Consider the following 18,408-nt stretch of genomic DNA (forward strand, 5'->3'; position numbering starts at 1 on the left):
CGACCTTTTTCGACTGGAGGGGGAACCGAGACCCCCCCGCCAGAGGGGGGAGGGAGGACAAACCAACTGCGACGGGACGAGAAAAAAGAGGGGGGGGGGGGGGGGGCGCGCCCCCCCCCCCCCCCCCCCCCCACTTCAGATGTCTGTAACAGGCGTTCCCGTCACTGGTCCCTGTACATCTCCGCCACGAGGAAGGCCAGGTCGAGCGACTGGCTGCGGTTGAGCCGCGGGTCGCAGGCCGTCTCGTAGCGCTGGTGCAGGTCGTCGACGAAGATCTCGTCGCCGCCGCCCACGCACTCGGTGACGTCGTCGCCGGTGAGCTCCACGTGGATGCCGCCCGGGTGGGTGCCCAGCGACTTGTGGACCTCGAAGAAGCCCTTGACCTCGTCGAGCACGTCGTCGAAGCGGCGGGTCTTGTGGCCGGAGGCCGCCTCGAAGGTGTTGCCGTGCATCGGGTCGGTCACCCAGGCCACGGTGGCGCCCGAGGCGGTGACCTTCTCGACCAGCTCGGGGAGCTTGTCGCGGACCTTGTCGGCGCCCATGCGGACGATGAAGGTCAGCCGGCCCGGCTCACGGTCCGGGTCCAGGCGGTCGATGTACTGCAGCGCGTCCTCGGCCGTCGTCGTCGGGCCCAGCTTGATGCCGATCGGGTTGCGGATCTTCGACGCGAACTCGACGTGCGCGTGGTCCAGCTGCCTGGTGCGCTCACCGATCCACACCATGTGCCCGGAGACGTCGTACAGCTGACCGGTCCGGGAGTCGACGCGGGTCAGCGCCGACTCGTAGTCCAGCAGCAGCGCCTCGTGCGAGGAGTAGAACTCGACGGTCTTGAACTCCTCCGGGTCGGTCCCGCAGGCGTGCATGAAGTTCAGCGCGTTGTCGATCTCGCGGGCGAGCTGCTCGTAGCGCTGGCCGGACGGGGACGACTTCACGAAGTCCTGGTTCCAGGCGTGCACCTGGCGCAGGTCGGCGTAGCCGCCGGTGGTGAAGGCGCGCACCAGGTTCAGCGTGGACGCCGAGGCGTGGTACATCCGCTTCAGGCGCTCGGGGTCCGGGACGCGGGCGGCCTCGGTGAAGTCGAAGCCGTTGACGGAGTCGCCCCGGTAGGTCGGGAGCGTGACGCCGTCGCGGGTCTCGGTCGGCTTGGAGCGCGGCTTGGAGTACTGGCCGGCGATACGGCCGACCTTCACCACGGGCACGGACGCGGCGTACGTCAGCACGGCGCCCATCTGAAGGAGTGTCTTCAGCTTGTTGCGGATGTGGTCGGCCGACACCCCGTCGAAGGCCTCGGCGCAGTCACCACCCTGGAGAAGGAACGCCTCTCCCTTGGCGACGGCCGCCATCCGGGCGCGCAGCTGGTCGCACTCGCCCGCGAAGACGAGGGGCGGATACGACTCGAGCTCCGCGATCACCGCGCGCAGGGCCTCTTGGTCGGGGTACTCGGGCTGCTGCGCCGCGGGCAGGTCTCGCCAGGTGTTGCCAGCACTCGGGCTGGTCTTAGCGTTCGCTGTCACGACCTCAACATTACGGGGTCGTGTCGGGCCTACTGCGCCATGCCCACTAAATGAGACACGGGGTCCATCCGGCGGGTGGGGTAAGGTGCACCGCATGTTCGCGCTTTCGACCCAGCAGACCCAGAACTGGTGGTGGACCGCTTTTCCGGCGGCCCACTGACTGCGCGTACGCAAGACTTCGCGAAGGCCGCCCGAGGGGCGGCCTTCGGCGTTTCCGGGGTCCGTTCCTCCCAGTGAGATCCCAGCTGAACTGCGAGCTGAACTCCAAGCGAGAAGGAAACGGACTCATGCATCTGCTCGACCTGCTCGACGATCCCCGCCCGTTCGCCCTGCTGCGCCGCCGCACCCCGGGCCACGACGAGAACCTCGTGGAGGTGTTCCTCGGCCCGGTGGGAACCCGCGACCGCCTCGCCGACCTTCCCGACGAGGGCCTCGCGCTCGTGCCCTTCCGCCAGATCCGCGAGCGCGGCTTCGACGTCCGCGACGACGGGACGCCGCTCGCGGTACTGACGCCCGAGGAGACGCACACCCTGACGCTGGAAGAGGCCCTCGCCCAGCTCCCCGCCCACGACGTCCGCGTCCACGCGGGTGGCTTCGACGTCGACGACGACGCGTACGCGCAGATCGTCGGACGCGTCCTGCGTGACGAGATCGGGCGCGGCGAGGGCGCGAACTTCGTCATCCGGCGGACGTACGAGGGTGAGATCCCGGGATTCGGACGGGCCGACGCGCTGGCGCTGTTCCGGCGGCTGCTGGAGGGCGAGCGGGGCGCGTACTGGACGTTCGTCGTGCACACCGGGGAGCGGACGCTGGTGGGGGCCAGCCCCGAGGTGCACGTGCGGATGTCCGGCGGCACGGTCGTGATGAACCCGATCAGCGGGACGTACCGATATCCGGCCGAGGGGCCGACTCCGGAGCACCTGCTCGCGTTCCTCGCCGACGGCAAGGAGATCGAGGAGCTGTCGATGGTCGTCGACGAGGAGCTCAAGATGATGTGCACCGTCGGCGACATGGGCGGGGTGGTGGTCGGGCCGCGGCTGAAGGAGATGGCGCATCTCGCGCACACGGAGTACGAACTGCGCGGGAAGTCCTCGCTTGACGTGCGCGACGTCCTCAAGGAGACGATGTTCGCCGCGACCGTCACCGGTTCGCCCGTGCAGAACGCCTGCCGGGTCATCGAGCGGTACGAGCCCCTCGGGCGGGACGGTGTCGGCCGCGGCTACTACGCGGGTGCGCTCGCGCTGCTCGGCCGGGACGCCGGCGGCGCGCAGACCCTCGACTCCCCCATCCTCATCCGCACCGCCGACATCGACGCGGCCGGACGGCTGCGGGTGCCGGTCGGCGCGACGCTGGTGCGCGGCTCGGACCCGGTGAGCGAGGTCGCGGAGACGCATGCGAAGGCGGCGGGAGTGCTGACGGCGCTGGGTGTACGCCCCGGAAGGCCGCGCGAGGAGTCGGTGCGCCCCCGGCTCGCCGACGACCCCCGAGTGCGGGAGGCACTGGACGGGCGGCGATCGTCCCTGGCCCCCTTCTGGCTGCGGATGCAGGAGCCGACGCGGGAGCTGTCCGGCCATGCCCTGGTGGTCGACGGCGAGGACACCTTCACGGCGATGCTCGCGCACGTGCTCCGGTCGAGCGGCCTGGAGGTGACCGTCCGGCGGTACGACGAGCCGGGGCTGCGCGAGGCGGTGCTCGCGCACGCGGGGCCGGTGGTGCTGGGGCCGGGCCCGGGCGACCCGTCGGACACGGCCGACCCGAAGATGCGGTTCCTGCGGTCCCTGACCGCCGAGGTCATCCGGGGACACCGGCACGGCGTCCTCGGCGTCTGCCTCGGGCACGAGCTGATCGCGGCCGAGCTGGGGCTGGCGATCGTACGCAAGGAGGTCCCGTACCAGGGAGCGCAGACGGAGATCGACCTGTTCGGGCGGAGCGAGACCGTCGGCTTCTACAACAGCTTCGTGGCGTGCTGCGACGACAAGACGGCCGCTGAACTGGCCGCGCACGACGTGGAGGTGAGCCGCGGCGGGACCGGCGAGGTGCACGCGCTGCGCGGGCGGGGGTTCGCCGGGGTGCAGTTCCATCCGGAGTCGGTGCTGACGTTGAACGGGGCCGCCGTCGTCCGTGAGCTGGTCGGCGGAGTGCGCGACACCAGCCCGTCCGAGCGGCGGCCCGTCGTGTAGTCGGTCGGTCCTTCTCTTCGCTCAGCGCCTCGGCTCAGCCGAAGAAGACGCCGACCTCCTGGTACAGCTTCAGGTCGACCGTCTTCAGCTTGGCCGTGGCGTCCGCGATCGGGACGCGGACGATGTCCGTTCCGCGCAGCGCGACCATCTTGCCGAAGTCGCGCTCGTGGACGGCGTCGATGGCGTGCAGGCCGAAGCGGGTGGCGAGCCAGCGGTCGAAGGCGCTCGGGGTGCCGCCGCGCTGGACGTGTCCGAGCACGGTGGTGCGGGCTTCCTTCCCCGTGCGCTTCTCGATCTGCTTGGCCAGCCACTCGCCCACGCCGGACAGCCGCACGTGCCCGAAGGAGTCCAGCGACTCGTCCTTGAGGACCATCTCGCCGTCCTTCGGCATGGCGCCCTCGGCGACGACCACGATCGGGGCGTACGACGCCTTGAAGCGGGAGGTGATCCAGGCGCACACCTGGTCCAGGTCGAAGCGCTGCTCGGGGATGAGGATGACGTTGGCGCCGCCGGCCAGGCCGGAGTGGAGGGCGATCCAGCCGGCGTGCCGGCCCATCACCTCGCAGACCAGGACCCGCATATGGGACTCGGCGGTGGTGTGCAGCCGGTCGATGGCCTCCGTGGCGATGCCGACGGCGGTGTCGAAGCCGAAGGTGTAGTCGGTGGCGGAGAGGTCGTTGTCGATGGTCTTCGGTACGCCGACCACGGGCACGCCGTACTCGTCGGTGAGGCGCGCGGCCACGCCCAGGGTGTCCTCGCCGCCGATGGCGATGAGCGCGTCGACCTCCTGCTTGGTGAGGTTCTCCTTGATGCGGCGGATGCCGTTCTCCAGCTTCAGCGGATTGGTCCGCGAGGAGCCGAGGATGGTGCCGCCGCGGGGCAGGATGCCGCGCACCGCCGGGATGTCGAGGCGCACGGTGTCGCCTTCGAGGGGCCCCCGCCAGCCGTCCCGGAAGCCGACGAAGTCATGGCCGTACTCCTGCACGCCCTTGCGGACGATGCCCCGGATGACGGCGTTGAGCCCGGGGCAGTCGCCGCCTCCGGTCAGTACTCCGACCCGCATGGAAATGTCCCTTCGCCGCGGTTGCTGGTGAAGGCCACGCTAATGGTGATCCAGGTCACACAGGGATGGGCGCGGAGGGCTGTTCCGGTGAATTGTCGGGCAGTTGGCTGGCTCGCCTGGACGACGAGGGTCCTACTCGTCGTCGAGTCCGCGCTCTATCGCGTACCGGACGAGTTCGACCCTGTTGTGCAACTGGAGCTTGCCGAGGGTGTTCTGGACGTGGTTCTGGACCGTGCGGTGGGAGATGACCAGGCGTTCGGCGATCTGCTTGTAGCTCAGGCCCTTGGCGACCAGCCGCAGCACCTCCGTCTCGCGCTCGGTCAGGCGCGGCGCCTTCGGCTCGTCGGTGTCCTGCGCGGGCGCGGGCTCGGAGGCCAGGCGCCGGTACTCGCCGAGGACCAGACCGGCCAGGCCGGGTGTGAACACCGGGTCGCCGACCGCCGTGCGGCGCACCGCGTCCAACAGCTCCTCCGTCGACGCCGACTTCAGCAGATAGCCGGTCGCGCCGGACTTCACCGCCTCCAGGACGTCGGCGTGCTCACCGCTCGCCGACAGCACCAGCACGCGCAGCGCCGGGTTGGCCGCGACGACCTCCTTGCAGACCTGGACACCGGGCTTGGCGGGCAGGTTCAGGTCGAGGACGAGGACGTCGGGCGCGGCGGCCTTCGCGCGGCGCACCGCCTGCTCGCCGTCGCCGGCCGTGGCGACCACATCGAAGCCGGACTCGCCCAGGTCGCGGGCGACGGCGTCGCGCCACATGGGGTGGTCGTCGACGACCATGACCTTGATCGTGCCCTGCTGTTCGCTCATCGCTTGTCCGCCTTGTCCCGCGAGACCTTCGGTACCGTCAGCTCGACCTCCGTGCCCTGCCCCGGAGTCGAGATCAACTCGGCGCTGCCGCCGAGGTCGCGCAGCCGCCCACGGATCGACAGGGCCACGCCGAGCCGCCCCTCGCCCTCGGCCTGCGCGAGCCGCCCCTCCGGGATGCCGGGTCCGTCGTCCCGTACGGAGACGATGACCGCGTCGGGCTCGTCCTCGACCAGGATCCACGCCCGGGCCTCGTCCCCGGCGTGCTCGCGTACGTTGTCCAGCGCGGCCCCGACAGCGGCGGCCAGCTCCTTCGCGGCGGCCGAGGGCAACAGGACCGGGGCCCCGGGCTCGGCGAGGTTGACCCGCGCGGAGGCGTGCGGCGCGAGCAGCGAGCGGAGGTCGACGGGCCCGTCGGAGCCGCCCGTGTCCTCCGCCTCCTCCACGGCTCGTACGAGCGCGCCCTGGGCCGCGTCCTCCGAGACCCGGGAGACCGGCACGAGTCCGCCGGAGACCAGGGTGCGCAGGGCCACCTCCTGCTCGCCGGCGAGGCGCCCCAGCTCGGCGGCCTCGCCGCCGATGACCGCGCCGCGCCGCTGCACCATGGCGAGCACCTGCAGCACGCTGTCGTGGATGTCCCGGGCGAGCCGCTCGCGCTCCCGGGTCGCGGCCTCGATCTCCAGCGCGCGGGCGAGGGTGCGCTCGGAGGCGCGGGCCACCTCGACGACGTAGCCGATGGCGATGGAGGCGACCCAGACGAGGATCACGTTGTGGACGGTGTCGCGGGCCGGGGTGCCGCGCTGCACCAGGTTGACCACGGCGACCGCGGTGGACGCGAGCGCCGCCCAGCGCCAGCCGCCCTTGACGGCGAAGGCCAGCACAGAACCGGCGGTCCATATCGACGGCAGCGTCGGACCGCCCGACTGGATCCGCTCGTGGGCGTCGGCGACGGACGTGAGCAGGATGCCGGAGAGGGCGATGGTGAGGTCGGCGGCGAGGAAGCGCTTGGTGCAGCTGGCGGCGTTCGCGACCTTGGGCAGGGTGGCCAGGGTCCAGACGAACAGGACGCAGTAGTAGCCGACGGCGACCCAGGGGCGGACGAACCCGTCGTAGGCGGTGGCGAAGAACCCGACCGCGTACAGCATCGTGAGCACCCGGTACCCGGCGAGCGCACGCCACAACGGCTGCTCGACCGACATGCGCATCACGCGCTCACGCTTGGCCACGTCCCCCGCCCCCCGCTCTCCCCGGACCCGCGGACTACTGGTCCGTCTGGTCCTTCTCAGCCTCTTCGGCCTGGTCGACCTTCTCCTTCTGGTCCTTCTCCGCCTGCACGAGGGCGGCCTTGGCCGCCTTGTCCGCTTCCTTCTCGGCCTTCGCCGCCTCCGCGATCTGCCGTTTGGCGGCGGTCGCGTACATGTCGACGTACTCCTGGCCCGAGAGCTTCATGATCTCGTACATGACCTCGTCGGTCAGCGCGCGGAGCACGAAGCGGTCGTGGTCCATGCCCTCGTAGCGGCTGAAGTCCAGCGGCCTGCCGATGCGGATGCCGGGCCGCATGACCTTCGGGACGACCTTCCCGGGCGGCTGGATCTTCTCCGTGTCGATCATGGCGACGGGGATCACGGGCGCGCCGGTGGCGAGCGCCACGCGCGCGAGGCCCCCGGGCTTGCCGCGGTAGAGGCGGCCGTCGGGCGAGCGCGTGCCCTCCGGGTAGATGCCGAACAGCTCACCGCGCTCCAGGACGTCTATACCGCTCTTGATCGCCGCCTCGCCCGCGCCGCGCGCGCCGGAGCGGTCGACGGGGAGCTGTCCGACGCCCTTGAAGAAGGCGGCCGTCAGCCGTCCCTTCACTCCGGGCGTGGTGAAGTACTCGGCCTTCGCGATGAAGGTGACCTTGCGGTCGAGGACCGCCGGCAGGAAGAACGAGTCGGAGAAGGAGAGGTGATTGCTCGCCAGGATCGCGGGGCCCTCGGCGGGAACGTTCTCCAGGCCTTCCACCCAGGGCCTGAAGACGAGCTTCAGCGTCCCCCCGACGGAAACCTTCATCGCGCCGTACAACAACCGAGTGCCTCCTGTATGTGTAGCTCAGACCTTAACCCGGAGCGCCGTCAAAGAGCCGGACGGCCCTGGTCGGTGTCAGTGCGGTCGCGTACGGTGAAGCCACGTCCGCTCTCATGAACAGGAGACCGAAGGTGCCGGTCCTTCCTGGAGCCGAGCCGTACCGCCATGACGGCGGGGAGGTGGGGGTCCTCCTCTGTCACGGCTTCACCGGTTCCCCGCAGTCGCTGCGCCCCTGGGCGGAGCGTCTCGCCGCGCGCGAACTGACCGTCTCGCTGCCGCTGCTGCCGGGGCACGGTACCCGCTGGGAGGACATGCAGCTCACCGGCTGGCAGGACTGGTACGCGGAGGTCGACCGCGAACTGCGCGCCCTGCGCCGGACCTGTTCCCAGGTGTTCGTGGCCGGGCTGTCGATGGGCGGCGCGCTGGCGCTGCGGCTGGCGGCGCGGCACGGCGAGGCCGTCAGCGGTGTCATGGTCGTCAACCCGGCGAACAAGGTGCACGGCCTGGCCGCGTACGCCCTTCCGGTGGCCCGCCACGTCGTGCGGACCACGAAGGGCATCACCAGTGACATCGCGAAGGAGGGCGCGGTGGAGATCGGGTACGACAGGGTGCCGCTGCACGCGGCGCACTCCCTGCGTGCCTTCTTCCGTCAGGTCGACCGCGAGCTGCCGCAGGTCACCCAGCCGCTGCTGCTCCTGCGCAGCGCGGCGGACCATGTCGTGCCGGCCGCCGACTCGTCCCGGATCCTGAGCCGGGTGTCGTCGACCGACGTACGGGAGGTCGTGCTGGAACAGAGCTACCACGTCGCGACGTTGGACCATGACGCGGACCGGATCTTCGAGGAGAGCCACGCGTTCATCGCCCGGCTCGCACCCAGTGTCGGCAAAGAAGGGACGACGGCAGGTGGCTGAGCACGACGCCGACCGCGAGGATCGCGAGGACGAGCACCGGGACGACGGCGAGCAGCCGGAGGAGCAGCACGTGCCCTTCGACGAGGATGCCGCCTGGGCGGCGATCGTCGCGGGGTACGGCGAGGAGCCGGCGGACCCGCCCGGCGCCAAGCCGTTCAAGTCCATCGAGGACCTGGCACTGCTCGAGGCCGAGCCGAACGACGACGAGCCCGGGGAACCGCGGGCCTCGAAGGAACCGAGCGAGTCGAAGGATCCGAAGGAGAAGCCCGCCAAGCCGCTGGGCAGCTCGATCGCCTTCGCACCCGGCGTCGGCCCCCGTGACTACACCGCGCCGGAGCCGAGCGAGAGCGACTTCGACGAGGACGACGAGGGTCACTTCGTACCACCCGAGCCGCCGCCGCTGCCCGCCGCCGACACCACCGCCAAGTTCGCCTGGCTGGGTGTGATCGGCGGGCCGATCCTGCTCCTGCTCGCGGTGCTGCTGAGCTGGGACATGACGTGGTGGCTGGCGACCATCGGAATCGGCGGCTTCCTCGGCGGCTTCGCCACGCTCGTCGTACGGATGAGAACGGACGAGGAGGACGACGACCCGGGCCGCGGAGCTGTGGTCTGAGACCTGTTGCCGACACGGGGACGCCTCCCTCGTACTGCTCGGCCCCCGGGGGGGCCGCACAGGCTTCGGGCGGCTGCGCCGGACTCCGTCCGCCGGCCGGGGTTCAGGTCGCGGGCACGCGCAGTGCGGCCAGCACGGGCAAGTGATCGGTGGCCGTCTGAAGATCGTCCCCGGTCACACCGACGTGGCCCAGCGGCACCCCGCAGCCCAGGACGTCGACGCCCTTCGTCGCGAAGATCGCGTCGATGCGGTTGTGGGGGGTGGTGCGTGTCCACGTGTGTTCGCCGCCCCAGGGGGCGGTGGCCCAGGCGTCCTGGAGGCCGGCGGCGATACGGCGGAAGGTGCGCCCGCCGGGACCTTCGTTGATGTCGCCGCCCGCGATGGCGTGCTCCACACCCATTCCGGCGAGCCGGTCGAGGAGGAGGCCGCCCTGGTCGTACCGCTCGGCCTTGTCCAGGCTGAGGTGACAGCTCAGGACGCCGAGCCGGGCGCCGCCGAACCGGACGACGGCGGTGGCGAAACCGCGGCGGTGCAGGCCGGGGGTGAGGGGCAGGAGCACGTCCTCGGTGCGTTCGACGGTGGCGCGCAGGGAGGAGAGGATCGCCGGTCCGGCCGCCGTGGCCCCGCCGGTGAGGATCACCTGGCCGGAGGCAGCGGCGAGGCGGGCGAGTTTCTTGCGCCAGCGGAAGAAGCGGGGGGCTTCCTGGACGAGGACGAGGTCGGGGGCACAGGCGGTGATGATGCGGGCGAGGGCGTCGGTGTCGTCGCGCATCGAGCGGATGTTGTAGCTGAGGACGCGGATGACGGCGGAACCGTCGGGCTCCGTGCGGGAGTTGGGGAGCGCCGGGTGGGACGTTGCCATGCCGGTCAATCTACGCCGCGGTGGGGCTCGGGAGGCCTCATGACTCGGGGCGCGAGGTGCGTGCGACTGGTCGTACGTGACTGGTCGCGCAGTTCCCCGCGCCCCTTGGGTCGGCGCAGTGGCCGTGGGCCGGACGGCGGACGTCACATGATCGGGTCGGGCTCTCTCGCCAGGTCCGCCGCGCCGACCAGGCCCGCCTTGTTGCCGAGCTGGGCGGCGATCACATCCGCCACGGGGCGCCAGTTGCCTCCCACGAGCCAGCGCTTGTACGACTTGCGGATGGGGTCGAGGACCAGGTCGCCCTCGTCGGAGAGGCCGCCGCCGACGATGAAGGCGGAGGGGTCGAAGAGGGAGGCGAGGTCGGCGAGACCCGCGCCGGCCCAGCGGGCGAGTTCGCGGTAGGAGTCGACGGCGACCGGGTCGCCCTGGCGGGCGGCCATGGAGATGTGCTTGCCCTCGATACCGTCGGGGGTGCCGTCGCCGAGGCCGAGCAGCACCTCGGCGCGCTCGGGGGTCGCGTTGGCGCGCTGCTTGGCGTAGCGGACGAGGGCACGGCCGGAGGCGTACTGCTCCCAGCAGCCCTGCGAGCCGCAGCCGCACAGCAGGCCGTCCGGGACCATGCGGATGTGACCGAACTCGGCGGCGACGCCGAAGTGTCCGCGGCGCAGCTTGTTGCCGATGATGATGCCCCCGCCGAGGCCGGTGCCGAGCGTGATGCAGATGACGTTGCGGTGGCCCTTGCCCGCGCCGAACTTGTACTCCCCCCAGGCGGCGGCGTTGGCGTCGTTCTCCACGACGACGGGGAGACCCACGCGGGCCTCGACCTTCTCCTTCAGCGGTTCCTGGCGCCAGTCGATGTTGGGGGCGAAGTAGACCGTGGAGCGCTGGCGGTTGACGTAGCCGGCGGCGCCGATGCCCACGCCGACGATCTCGTGCCCGGCGCGCGCGCCCTCCACCGCGGAGGCGATGGCGTCCACGATGCCCTCGGGCGTGCCCGGGGTCGGCACCTTGAAGGTCGAGAGGATGTTGCCTTCCTCGTCGACCACGCCGGCCGCGATCTTCGTGCCGCCGATGTCGACGCCGATGGTGAGTCCCATGAATCCCTCAGTTTCGGTCGAGCCCCGCTACGGCCAACCGTACCCGAGGCCCTGCTGTCGGATTCCCGTCGTCCGCCGGGCGGACGGGCCCGCGACGGGGCCATGGGGTCCCCGCGCGAGAGACCGTCAGTCCAAGTCGATGCGCTGGCCCGGGCCGGTGCCCTCGCCGTCGTCGCGGGGGTCGTCGTCGGCGGCCTTGTCGGGGCGGTGCAGGTCGTCGGCTCGGGTCGCCCAGCGTTGTTCCTGGGCCTGGACGGCCGAGCGGTAGGCGGCGAGGAGTTCGTTGCCGGCCGCCGCGAGGTGGTCGAAGACGTCCGGGTTGCGCTCCATGACGGGTTCGACGGCGGCCTTGGCCTGCTCGACGACCTGGCGGACCACCTGCTGCGCGGCCGGTCCCGCGACCGCGCCGAGGAGCGGGGACTGCAGGCCGGACAGCTTGTCGGCGACCGATTCGACGAGCTTGCGCAGCTCCTCGGCGGCCGAGCCGGGGGGCGGGCCGTACTGGCCGCGGCGACGGGCCTTCTCCTCTGCCAGGTCCTCGGCGCACGCGGTGGCCCAGGCGTCGGCGTCGGTCGCGCGAGTGCCCTCGTCGACCGCGTCCTGCTCGGGGCGCTCTTCGCTCATGACGCACTCCTGACTACGGTTCGTCTCTACGACGTTACCCGAACGGGGTTACGTGGTTCACCGGGCCCGCGGCCACAGCTCCGGATCCGGTGCGAACCGGACGCGCAGCTCGCCCTCGCGCAGGGCGGCGCCGGCGACGGTACAGCGGCGCAGGGCCGACGGCAGCGGGACGATACGGCGGAACTGGCCGGTGGTGACGACGAGCTCGTCGCCGCGGCGGACGAGGTCGAGCTCCTCGCGCAGGGCGCCGGGGAGCGGGACGTGCCAGACGAGGACGCCGTCCTCGGCGAGCCGGTCGGTGACGGGCCACTCGACCGGGGAGGTGTCCGGGTTGACGCCGGGGACGGTGAGCGTGGTGAGGTCGTCGGCGCCGAGGGGGTCGCGGCCGAGGTGGCCGACGGCACGGACGTCCTCGTACTCCTCCTCCCACTCCGCCAGGACCTTGCGCTGCTGGGCGACGAGTGCGGCGAGCCAGGTGCCGGCCCCGTCCTCGGGCAGGACGCGGTTGGCGACGAGGGTCTCGGTGCGCAGGCCGCGCAGGGCGAGGCCGAGGGTGGCGGTGCGCACGGCGTCGGCGCCGGCCGGGCCGGGTTCGGCGACCAGCCGTACGACGGTGTTCCGGTCGGTGACGACGGCTTCCACCGCGGCGAGTTCCAGGTCCCAGCGGGCCGCCGTCTCGTACAGCCACTCCGAGGGCATGGGGACCCCGGCCAGGCGCCCCAGGACCGGGCGCAGGCCGCGGGCCGCCTGCCGCTCGGAGGGGAGCAGGCGGCGCAGGTAGCGGCGGAGTTCCTCCGGGAGGGAGAGGAGGGTGAGGGCGTGGGGGGTCGGCGGCAGGTCTACGACAAGGAGGTCGTGGGCGTCCGAGAGCGCGGCGTCCCTGATGGCCCGCAGGAGAGCTAGTTCCTCCGCACCGGGGAGGGGGGTGACCTCCTCGGGGTCCAGGCGGGAGGCGCCGAGCAGGTCGAGTACGGAGGTCGCACGGTCCTGGAACGCCGCGAGGTCCTCGCGGAACGCGGCGGCGGCGTCGGGCCGCCAGGCGGTGAGGCGTTCCTTGACCGGGGTCGGCCTGGCCCCCGTCCCCACCCCGAGCGCCGCGCCCAGTGTGTCGGTGCGGTCGGCACTCAGGACAAGCGTGCGAGTGCCCTCACCGGCGGCCCGCAGAGCAGTCGCCGCGGCCACGGTCGTACGACCACTGCCGCCCGGGCCGGTGATCAGGATGGTGCGCATGAGGGTGAACGGTAGTGGACGCCGAGGTCGCCCCCGGTTGCCTGGTGCCCCCGGCGCCGGTGCTGGGCGGGGCTGGGCCGCGCGGCCCGGCGCTGACGGGGTGCCGCCGCGCTCATCCCCCACTCTCGGCTTCGCTCGAGCGGAGGGACCCCCACCGCCCCGGCGGCACGACCGCCCGCGGCTGGGCCGGGCGAACGGGTGGACGGGAGCTGCGGTGGCGCGCCCCCAACCACCCGCACCCGAAACCGGCCTACCGGCCCGACTCCACCCGCTTCTTCAAGCCCGCCAGCGCCCGGTCGATGATGACCTTCTCCGCCTTGCGCTTGATCATGCCGAGCATGGGGATCTTGACGTCGACGGTCAGCTGGTAGGTGACCTCCGTCGCCCCCGCACCCGCCGGCTTGAGGAGGTACGTGCCGTCCAACGACCGCAGCATCTGGGACTTGACCAGCGTCCACGAGACCTCGTTCGCCCCGGTCCAGGTGTACGCAAGCGTCTGGTCGTCCTTGATCGCCCCCGCGTCCATGACGAGCCGGACCTGCTCGGCGCGTCCCTGGTCGTCGGTCTTGAGGACCTCCGCCTCCTTCACCTCGCCCGTCCAGTCCGGGTAGCGCGCGAAGTCGGAGATCACCCCCATCACGTCGGCCGGTGCCGCCTCGATCGTGATGCTCGAGCTGGTGTATTCCGCCATCGCTGTGGCTCCTCCAGATGCGGGCCGCCAGTAGATCCTCGTGCGCACGTGTGTGCAGCGTGAAGGCTACCGCGCACAGCCCGCCCCGCTGTCACCGCTACCTGCGCCGTCTCACCATTCCAGCGCCCACGGCCGCCCCGACCCCGCGAAGTGACCCACGTTCACGCACTCGGTCGCCCCGATCCGCATCCGTCGTACCAACGGCTGGTGGACGTGACCGAACAGCGCGTACCGGGGCCGGGTGCGACGGATCGCGTCCAGCAGCGCCCGGCTCCCCCGTTCGAAGCGGCGTGCCACCGTGTCGTAGACGAGTTCCGGCACCTCGGGCGGGATGTGCGTGCACAGCACGTCCACCTCGCCGACCGCCTCGATCTTCGCCGCGTACTCCTCGTCGCTGATCTCGTACGGCGTGCGCATGGGGGTCCGGAGACCTCCGCCGACGAAGCCGAAGGTACGGCCGCCTATCTCCACCCGCTCCCCGTCCAGCACCGTCACGCCCGGCCCGGCGTACTCGCGCCACAGGGGCGGCATGTCGACATTGCCGTAGGTCGCGTACGTCGGTGTGGGGAACGCGGCGAACATCTCGGCGTACTGCTTGCGCACCGCCCGCTCGATCACCGCGGCCCGGTCGCCGCCGACGCCGGCCCACAGCCGCGCCCCGAGGTCCCGTGCCTCCGCGAACCGGCGGGCTGTGCGCAGTTCCACAAGGCGGTCGGCGTTCTCGACTCCGAACAGGTCGGGGAAGATCCCACGGGAGTGGTCGGCGTAGTCCAGGAACAGCACCAGGTCGCCGAGACAGATCAGCGCGTCGGCGCCGTCGCCGGCTTTGGCCAGGTCACGGGCGTTTCCGTGAACGTCGCTGACCACGTGGACGCGTGTTCCGCGGCGGGCGGGCGATGTGAGGGCCATGGCGATCAAGGGTAGGTGGAGCGATGCACTTGTGAACAGTGGTGGCGCTACCTGCGGTTACTGGCTAGTCAGTAAGCGCGTCGACTACTGTGCGGTAAGAAACACCCATCTGTGTGACGCAGCGAACATCTCGCCGGGACCCCCTGTCGAAGAAGCCATACCGGCGGGTAACGTCCGGGCAGTCCAGTCGTGCTCAGGTTTTCAACAGTGGTCCAGCGGTCCCTGGGAACCCTCTGAGCACCTGCCCGAGCCAGCCTTGGACCGACCGTCGCATCACACAACGTCGTGGCGCCGGCGCCCTATGAGGAGCAGCAGTCTTGCGCGAGTTCAGCCTTCCGGCTTTGTACGAGGTCCCTGCGGACGGCAACCTGACCGACATCGTCCGCAGAAACGCCGCGCAGCATCCCGACGTCGCCGTGATCGCCCGCAAGGTGGGCGGCGCCTGGCAGGACGTGTCGGCCGCCACCTTCCTGGCCGAGGTGCACGCCGCCGCCAAGGGCCTCATCGCCTCCGGCGTCCAGCCCGGCGACCGGGTCGCCCTGATGTCCCGTACTCGCTACGAGTGGACGCTCCTCGACTTCGCGATCTGGAGCGCGGGCGCGGTCACCGTGCCGGTGTACGAGACCAGCTCGCCGGAGCAGGTGCAGTGGATCCTCTCCGACTCGGGCGCCACGGCAGCCGTCGTCGAACTCGACAACCACACGGCCGCCGTCGAGTCGGTACGGGACACGCTGCCCGCCCTGAAGCACGTCTGGCAGATCGAGGCCGGGGGCGTGGAGGAACTCGTGCGGCTCGGCCGGGACGTGTCCGACGCGACCGTCGAGGAGCGCGGCTCGATCGCCAAGGCCGACGACCCGGCGACCATCGTCTACACCTCCGGCACCACCGGCCGGCCCAAGGGCTGCGTCCTCACGCACCGCAACTTCTTCGCCGAGTGCGGGAACGTGGTGGAGCGGCTGCGCCCCCTGTTCCGTACGGGCGACTGCTCGGTGCTGCTCTTCCTGCCGCTGGCACACGTCTTCGGGCGGCTCGTGCAGGTCGCGCCGATGCTGGCGCCGATCAAGCTGGGCAACGTCCCGGACATCAAGAACCTCACGGACGAGCTGGCCGCGTTCCGCCCGACGCTGATCCTGGGCGTGCCGCGGGTCTTCGAGAAGGTCTACAACTCGGCGCGCGCCAAGGCGCAGGCGGACGGCAAGGGCGCGATCTTCGACAAGGCCGCGGACACGGCGATCGCGTACAGCAAGGCACTGGACACCCCCTCGGGCCCCTCCATCGGCCTCAAGGTCAAGTACAAGGTCTTCGACAGGATCGTCTACAGCAAGCTGCGCGCGGTCCTGGGCGGCCGTGGCGAGGCGGCCATCTCCGGTGGTGCCCCGCTGGGCGAGCGGCTGGGTCACTTCTTCCGCGGCATCGGCTTCACGGTGCTGGAGGGCTACGGCCTGACCGAGTCGTGCGCCGCGACCGCGTTCAACCCCTGGGACCGGCAGAAGATCGGCACGGTCGGCCAGCCGCTGCCCGGCTCGGTGGTCCGCATCGCCGACGACGGCGAGGTGCTGCTGCACGGCGAGCACCTGTTCAAGGGCTATTGGAACAACGAGGCCGCGACCGCGGAGGCGCTGGCCGACGGCTGGTTCCACACCGGTGACATCGGCACCCTGGACGAGGACGGCTACCTCAAGATCACCGGCCGTAAGAAGGAGATCATCGTCACCGCGGGCGGCAAGAACGTCGCCCCGGCCGTGATCGAGGACCGCATCCGCGCGCACGCGCTGGTCGCGGAGTGCATGGTGGTGGGCGACGGGCGGCCGTTCGTGGGCGCGCTGATCACCATCGACGAGGAGTTCCTGGGCCGTTGGGCCGCCGACCACGGCAAGCCGGCGGGTTCCACCGCGGCGTCGCTGCGCGAGGACGCGGACCTGCTGGCCGCGATCCAGACGGCGATCGACGACGGCAACGCCGCGGTGTCGAAGGCGGAATCGGTGCGGAAGTTCCGCATTCTGTCCTCCCAGTTCACGGAGGAGACGGGCCACCTCACGCCGTCGCTGAAGCTCAAGCGCAACGTGGTGGCGAAGGACTACGCGACCGAGATCGAGGCGATCTACCAGAAGTAGCCCACCCCGGTCCTACGACGGCTCATGGCGCGGTGTCCTCCACGAGGACCCGCGCCATCGTCCGTTCGGCGAGGGCGGTGATCGTCACGAACGGGTTCACGCCGATCGACCCGGGCACGAGCGAGCCGTCGGTTACGTACAGCCGCGAGTAGCCCTTCACCCGGCCGTAGCTGTCGGTCGCCCTGCCCAGCACGCAGCCGCCCAGCGGGTGGTACGTGAAGTCGTCGGCGAAGACCTTGTTGGACGAGCCGAAGAGGTCGTACCGGTAGATGGTGGAGTTGGCCGCGTTGATCCGGTCGAACAGTTTCTTCGCCATGGCCACGGAGACGGCGCTCTGGGCGGCGCTCCAGCCCAGCGCCAGGGAGCCGTTGGTGTACGAGAACGACGCCCGCTCCGGGTTCTTGGTGATCGCCAGATAGAGGCTGACCCAGTGCTCCAGCCCCGTCGGCAGCGGGGCGATCTCGGCGAAGACGGGGTTGGCGGTGTTGGCCCAGTCGTCGATGCCCATGACCGGCATGGTCGACTGGTTGGCCCCGACGGTGTCCCACAGGTGGTTGGCCCGCCCGAGCATCACGTTGCCGTTCGTCCCCCACCCCGCGCCGACACTCGCGTCCAGCGCGGGCAGGGTGCCCGTCTCCCGGGCGCGGACGAGGAGTTCGGTGGTGCCGAGGCTGCCGCCGCCGAGGAAGAGGTAGGTGCAGCCGTACTGCCGGGTCTCGACGACCTTGCCGGTCACGTCGATCCGGTCGGCGGTCAGCACGTACGTGCCGTCGGCGGCCCGGCTGATCGCCCTCACCCGCTCGAGGGTGTGGATGGTGACGTTGCCGGTGCCGAGCGCGGAGGCGAGGTACGTCTTGTCGAGGCTGCGCTTGCCCTGGTTGTTGCCGTAGATGACCTCGCCGGCGAGCGCCGACTTCGTGGCCGTGCCGGCGGCCTCGCGCTGCATGTACCCGAAGTCGTAGACGTTGGGCACGAAGGTGGTCCTGAGGCCGGCTTTCTCGGCATGCTTGCGGGAGATCCGGGCGAAGCGGTACCACTCCGTGGACTCGAACCAGGCCGGGTCCACGGTGTTGACGCCGAGCATGGAACGGGCGCGCGGGAAGTACGTGGTGTACATCTCGTCGGCGTCGACGGAGGGGAACTGCTCCGCGAAGTACGACCGGAGCGGGGTGACGGCCATGCCGCCGTTGACCAGGGAGCCGCCGCCGACGCCGCGGCCGACGAACACCGACATGTGGTCGAAGTGGACGCGGTCGAGGACGCCGGGGTAGGAGCCGATGCTCCGATTGACGACGTCCAGCCACAGGAAGGTGGCGAGCGGGGCTTCGGTGCGGGTGCGGAACCACATGGAGCGTTCGTCGGGGGCGTTGGTGGAGCAGAAGAGCTTGCCGTCGGTGCCGGGGGTGTTCCAGAGGCGGCCCATCTCCAGGACGAGGGTGCGGATGCCGGCCTGGCCGAGGCGGAGGGCGGCGACGGAGGCGCCGTAGCCGGAGCCGACGACTATCGCTTCCGCGTGTTCGGTGGGGGCGGGTTCGGTGGCTTGGGCGGAGGTGAGGTTGATGCGGGTGAAGCCGAGGGTGGCGGCGGTTTGCAGTGCGGCCATGCCCAAGATCTGACGTCTTGTCAGCTGACGCTGCATCAGGTTTGCTGTCATTTTCGCAGCATGGGCGGATTTTTCGGTTCCGGCTAGGGGTTGGGTGCCATCCCAAGTGCCGGGTGCTCGTATCGC

At 71.0% G+C, this 18,408-nt stretch carries 17 protein-coding genes; 5 read left to right on the forward strand and 12 right to left on the reverse strand.

What is annotated here, in order from left to right; genetic code table 11:
- Positions 1-161: 161 nt before the first annotated feature.
- Positions 162-1,514, reverse strand: coding sequence for a class II 3-deoxy-7-phosphoheptulonate synthase (locus AC067M_RS01260; RefSeq protein WP_478694881.1), 1,353 nt, complete (start codon positions 1,512-1,514; stop codon positions 162-164).
- Positions 1,515-1,608: 94 nt separating this feature from the next.
- Between AC067M_RS01260 and AC067M_RS01265 the strand changes: the two genes are divergently transcribed.
- Both AC067M_RS01265 and AC067M_RS01270 read left to right on the forward strand, forming a co-directional pair.
- A complete protein-coding gene (locus tag AC067M_RS01265; protein WP_478695337.1) occupies positions 1,609-1,674 on the forward strand; it encodes a trp operon leader peptide in 66 nt (21 codons plus the stop codon).
- Between the two features lie 127 nt (positions 1,675-1,801).
- Positions 1,802-3,694 (forward strand): anthranilate synthase family protein, encoded by a 1,893-nt coding sequence (locus AC067M_RS01270; RefSeq protein ID WP_478694882.1) that lies wholly within the window; start codon positions 1,802-1,804, stop codon positions 3,692-3,694.
- Positions 3,695-3,728: 34 nt separating this feature from the next.
- Here AC067M_RS01270 and AC067M_RS01275 read toward each other — a convergent pair whose 3' ends face one another.
- The 4 genes from AC067M_RS01275 to AC067M_RS01290 all read right to left on the reverse strand — a co-directional run bounded on the left by AC067M_RS01275 (position 3,729) and on the right by AC067M_RS01290 (position 7,613).
- On the reverse strand, positions 3,729-4,757 hold the full coding sequence (locus AC067M_RS01275) for a 6-phosphofructokinase (protein WP_478694883.1): 1,029 nt from the start codon (positions 4,755-4,757) through the stop codon (positions 3,729-3,731).
- A gap of 132 nt (positions 4,758-4,889) precedes the next feature.
- A complete protein-coding gene (locus AC067M_RS01280; protein WP_478694884.1) occupies positions 4,890-5,567 on the reverse strand; it encodes a response regulator in 678 nt (225 codons plus the stop codon).
- Positions 5,564-6,790, reverse strand: a complete 1,227-nt coding sequence (gene macS, locus AC067M_RS01285; protein ID WP_478694885.1) for a MacS family sensor histidine kinase — start codon at positions 6,788-6,790, stop codon at positions 5,564-5,566. The genes AC067M_RS01280 and macS overlap by 4 nt, the downstream gene beginning before the upstream one ends.
- A 34-nt stretch (positions 6,791-6,824) precedes the next feature.
- Positions 6,825-7,613 carry a lysophospholipid acyltransferase family protein gene (locus tag AC067M_RS01290; protein WP_478694886.1) on the reverse strand — a complete coding sequence of 263 codons (789 nt, stop codon included), beginning with the start codon at positions 7,611-7,613 and terminating at the stop codon, positions 6,825-6,827.
- 146 nt (positions 7,614-7,759) lie between these two features.
- On the opposite strand from AC067M_RS01290, the gene AC067M_RS01295 reads away from it, so the two are divergent.
- Both AC067M_RS01295 and AC067M_RS01300 read left to right on the forward strand, forming a co-directional pair.
- A complete protein-coding gene (locus AC067M_RS01295) occupies positions 7,760-8,539 on the forward strand; it encodes an alpha/beta hydrolase (protein ID WP_478694887.1) in 780 nt (259 codons plus the stop codon).
- On the forward strand, positions 8,532-9,152 hold the full coding sequence (locus AC067M_RS01300) for a hypothetical protein (RefSeq protein WP_478694888.1): 621 nt from the start codon (positions 8,532-8,534) through the stop codon (positions 9,150-9,152). Before AC067M_RS01295 ends, AC067M_RS01300 begins: the two co-directional genes overlap by 8 nt.
- A gap of 103 nt (positions 9,153-9,255) precedes the next feature.
- Here AC067M_RS01300 and AC067M_RS01305 read toward each other — a convergent pair whose 3' ends face one another.
- From AC067M_RS01305 to AC067M_RS01330, 6 genes are all read right to left on the reverse strand, one after another.
- Positions 9,256-10,014 (reverse strand): endonuclease/exonuclease/phosphatase family protein, encoded by a 759-nt coding sequence (locus tag AC067M_RS01305; RefSeq protein ID WP_478694889.1) that lies wholly within the window; start codon positions 10,012-10,014, stop codon positions 9,256-9,258.
- 143 nt (positions 10,015-10,157) lie between these two features.
- Positions 10,158-11,111 carry an ROK family glucokinase gene (locus AC067M_RS01310; RefSeq protein WP_393624598.1) on the reverse strand — a complete coding sequence of 318 codons (954 nt, stop codon included), beginning with the start codon at positions 11,109-11,111 and terminating at the stop codon, positions 10,158-10,160.
- A gap of 126 nt (positions 11,112-11,237) precedes the next feature.
- Positions 11,238-11,735 (reverse strand): DUF5304 domain-containing protein, encoded by a 498-nt coding sequence (locus tag AC067M_RS01315; RefSeq protein WP_478694890.1) that lies wholly within the window; start codon positions 11,733-11,735, stop codon positions 11,238-11,240.
- A gap of 57 nt (positions 11,736-11,792) precedes the next feature.
- On the reverse strand, positions 11,793-12,965 hold the full coding sequence (locus tag AC067M_RS01320) for an ArsA family ATPase (protein ID WP_478694891.1): 1,173 nt from the start codon (positions 12,963-12,965) through the stop codon (positions 11,793-11,795).
- A 250-nt stretch (positions 12,966-13,215) separates the two neighbouring features.
- Positions 13,216-13,656, reverse strand: a complete 441-nt coding sequence (locus AC067M_RS01325; RefSeq protein ID WP_478694892.1) for an SRPBCC family protein — start codon at positions 13,654-13,656, stop codon at positions 13,216-13,218.
- Between the two features lie 111 nt (positions 13,657-13,767).
- Positions 13,768-14,523: a metallophosphoesterase family protein gene (locus AC067M_RS01330; RefSeq protein ID WP_478695338.1), complete on the reverse strand. Its 756-nt coding sequence runs from the start codon at positions 14,521-14,523 to the stop codon at positions 13,768-13,770.
- 359 nt (positions 14,524-14,882) lie between these two features.
- Between AC067M_RS01330 and AC067M_RS01335 the strand changes: the two genes are divergently transcribed.
- Positions 14,883-16,679 carry an AMP-dependent synthetase/ligase gene (locus AC067M_RS01335; RefSeq protein WP_478694893.1) on the forward strand — a complete coding sequence of 599 codons (1,797 nt, stop codon included), beginning with the start codon at positions 14,883-14,885 and terminating at the stop codon, positions 16,677-16,679.
- Positions 16,680-16,701: 22 nt separating this feature from the next.
- Here the strand turns inward: AC067M_RS01335 and AC067M_RS01340 are convergent, their stop codons facing one another.
- Complete coding sequence (locus tag AC067M_RS01340; RefSeq protein ID WP_478695339.1) at positions 16,702-18,318, reverse strand: GMC oxidoreductase; 1,617 nt, start codon at positions 18,316-18,318, stop codon at positions 16,702-16,704.
- Between the last annotated feature and the right edge of the window lie 90 nt (positions 18,319-18,408).

It is taken from the genome of Streptomyces sp. NPDC043427, assembly GCF_056436655.1.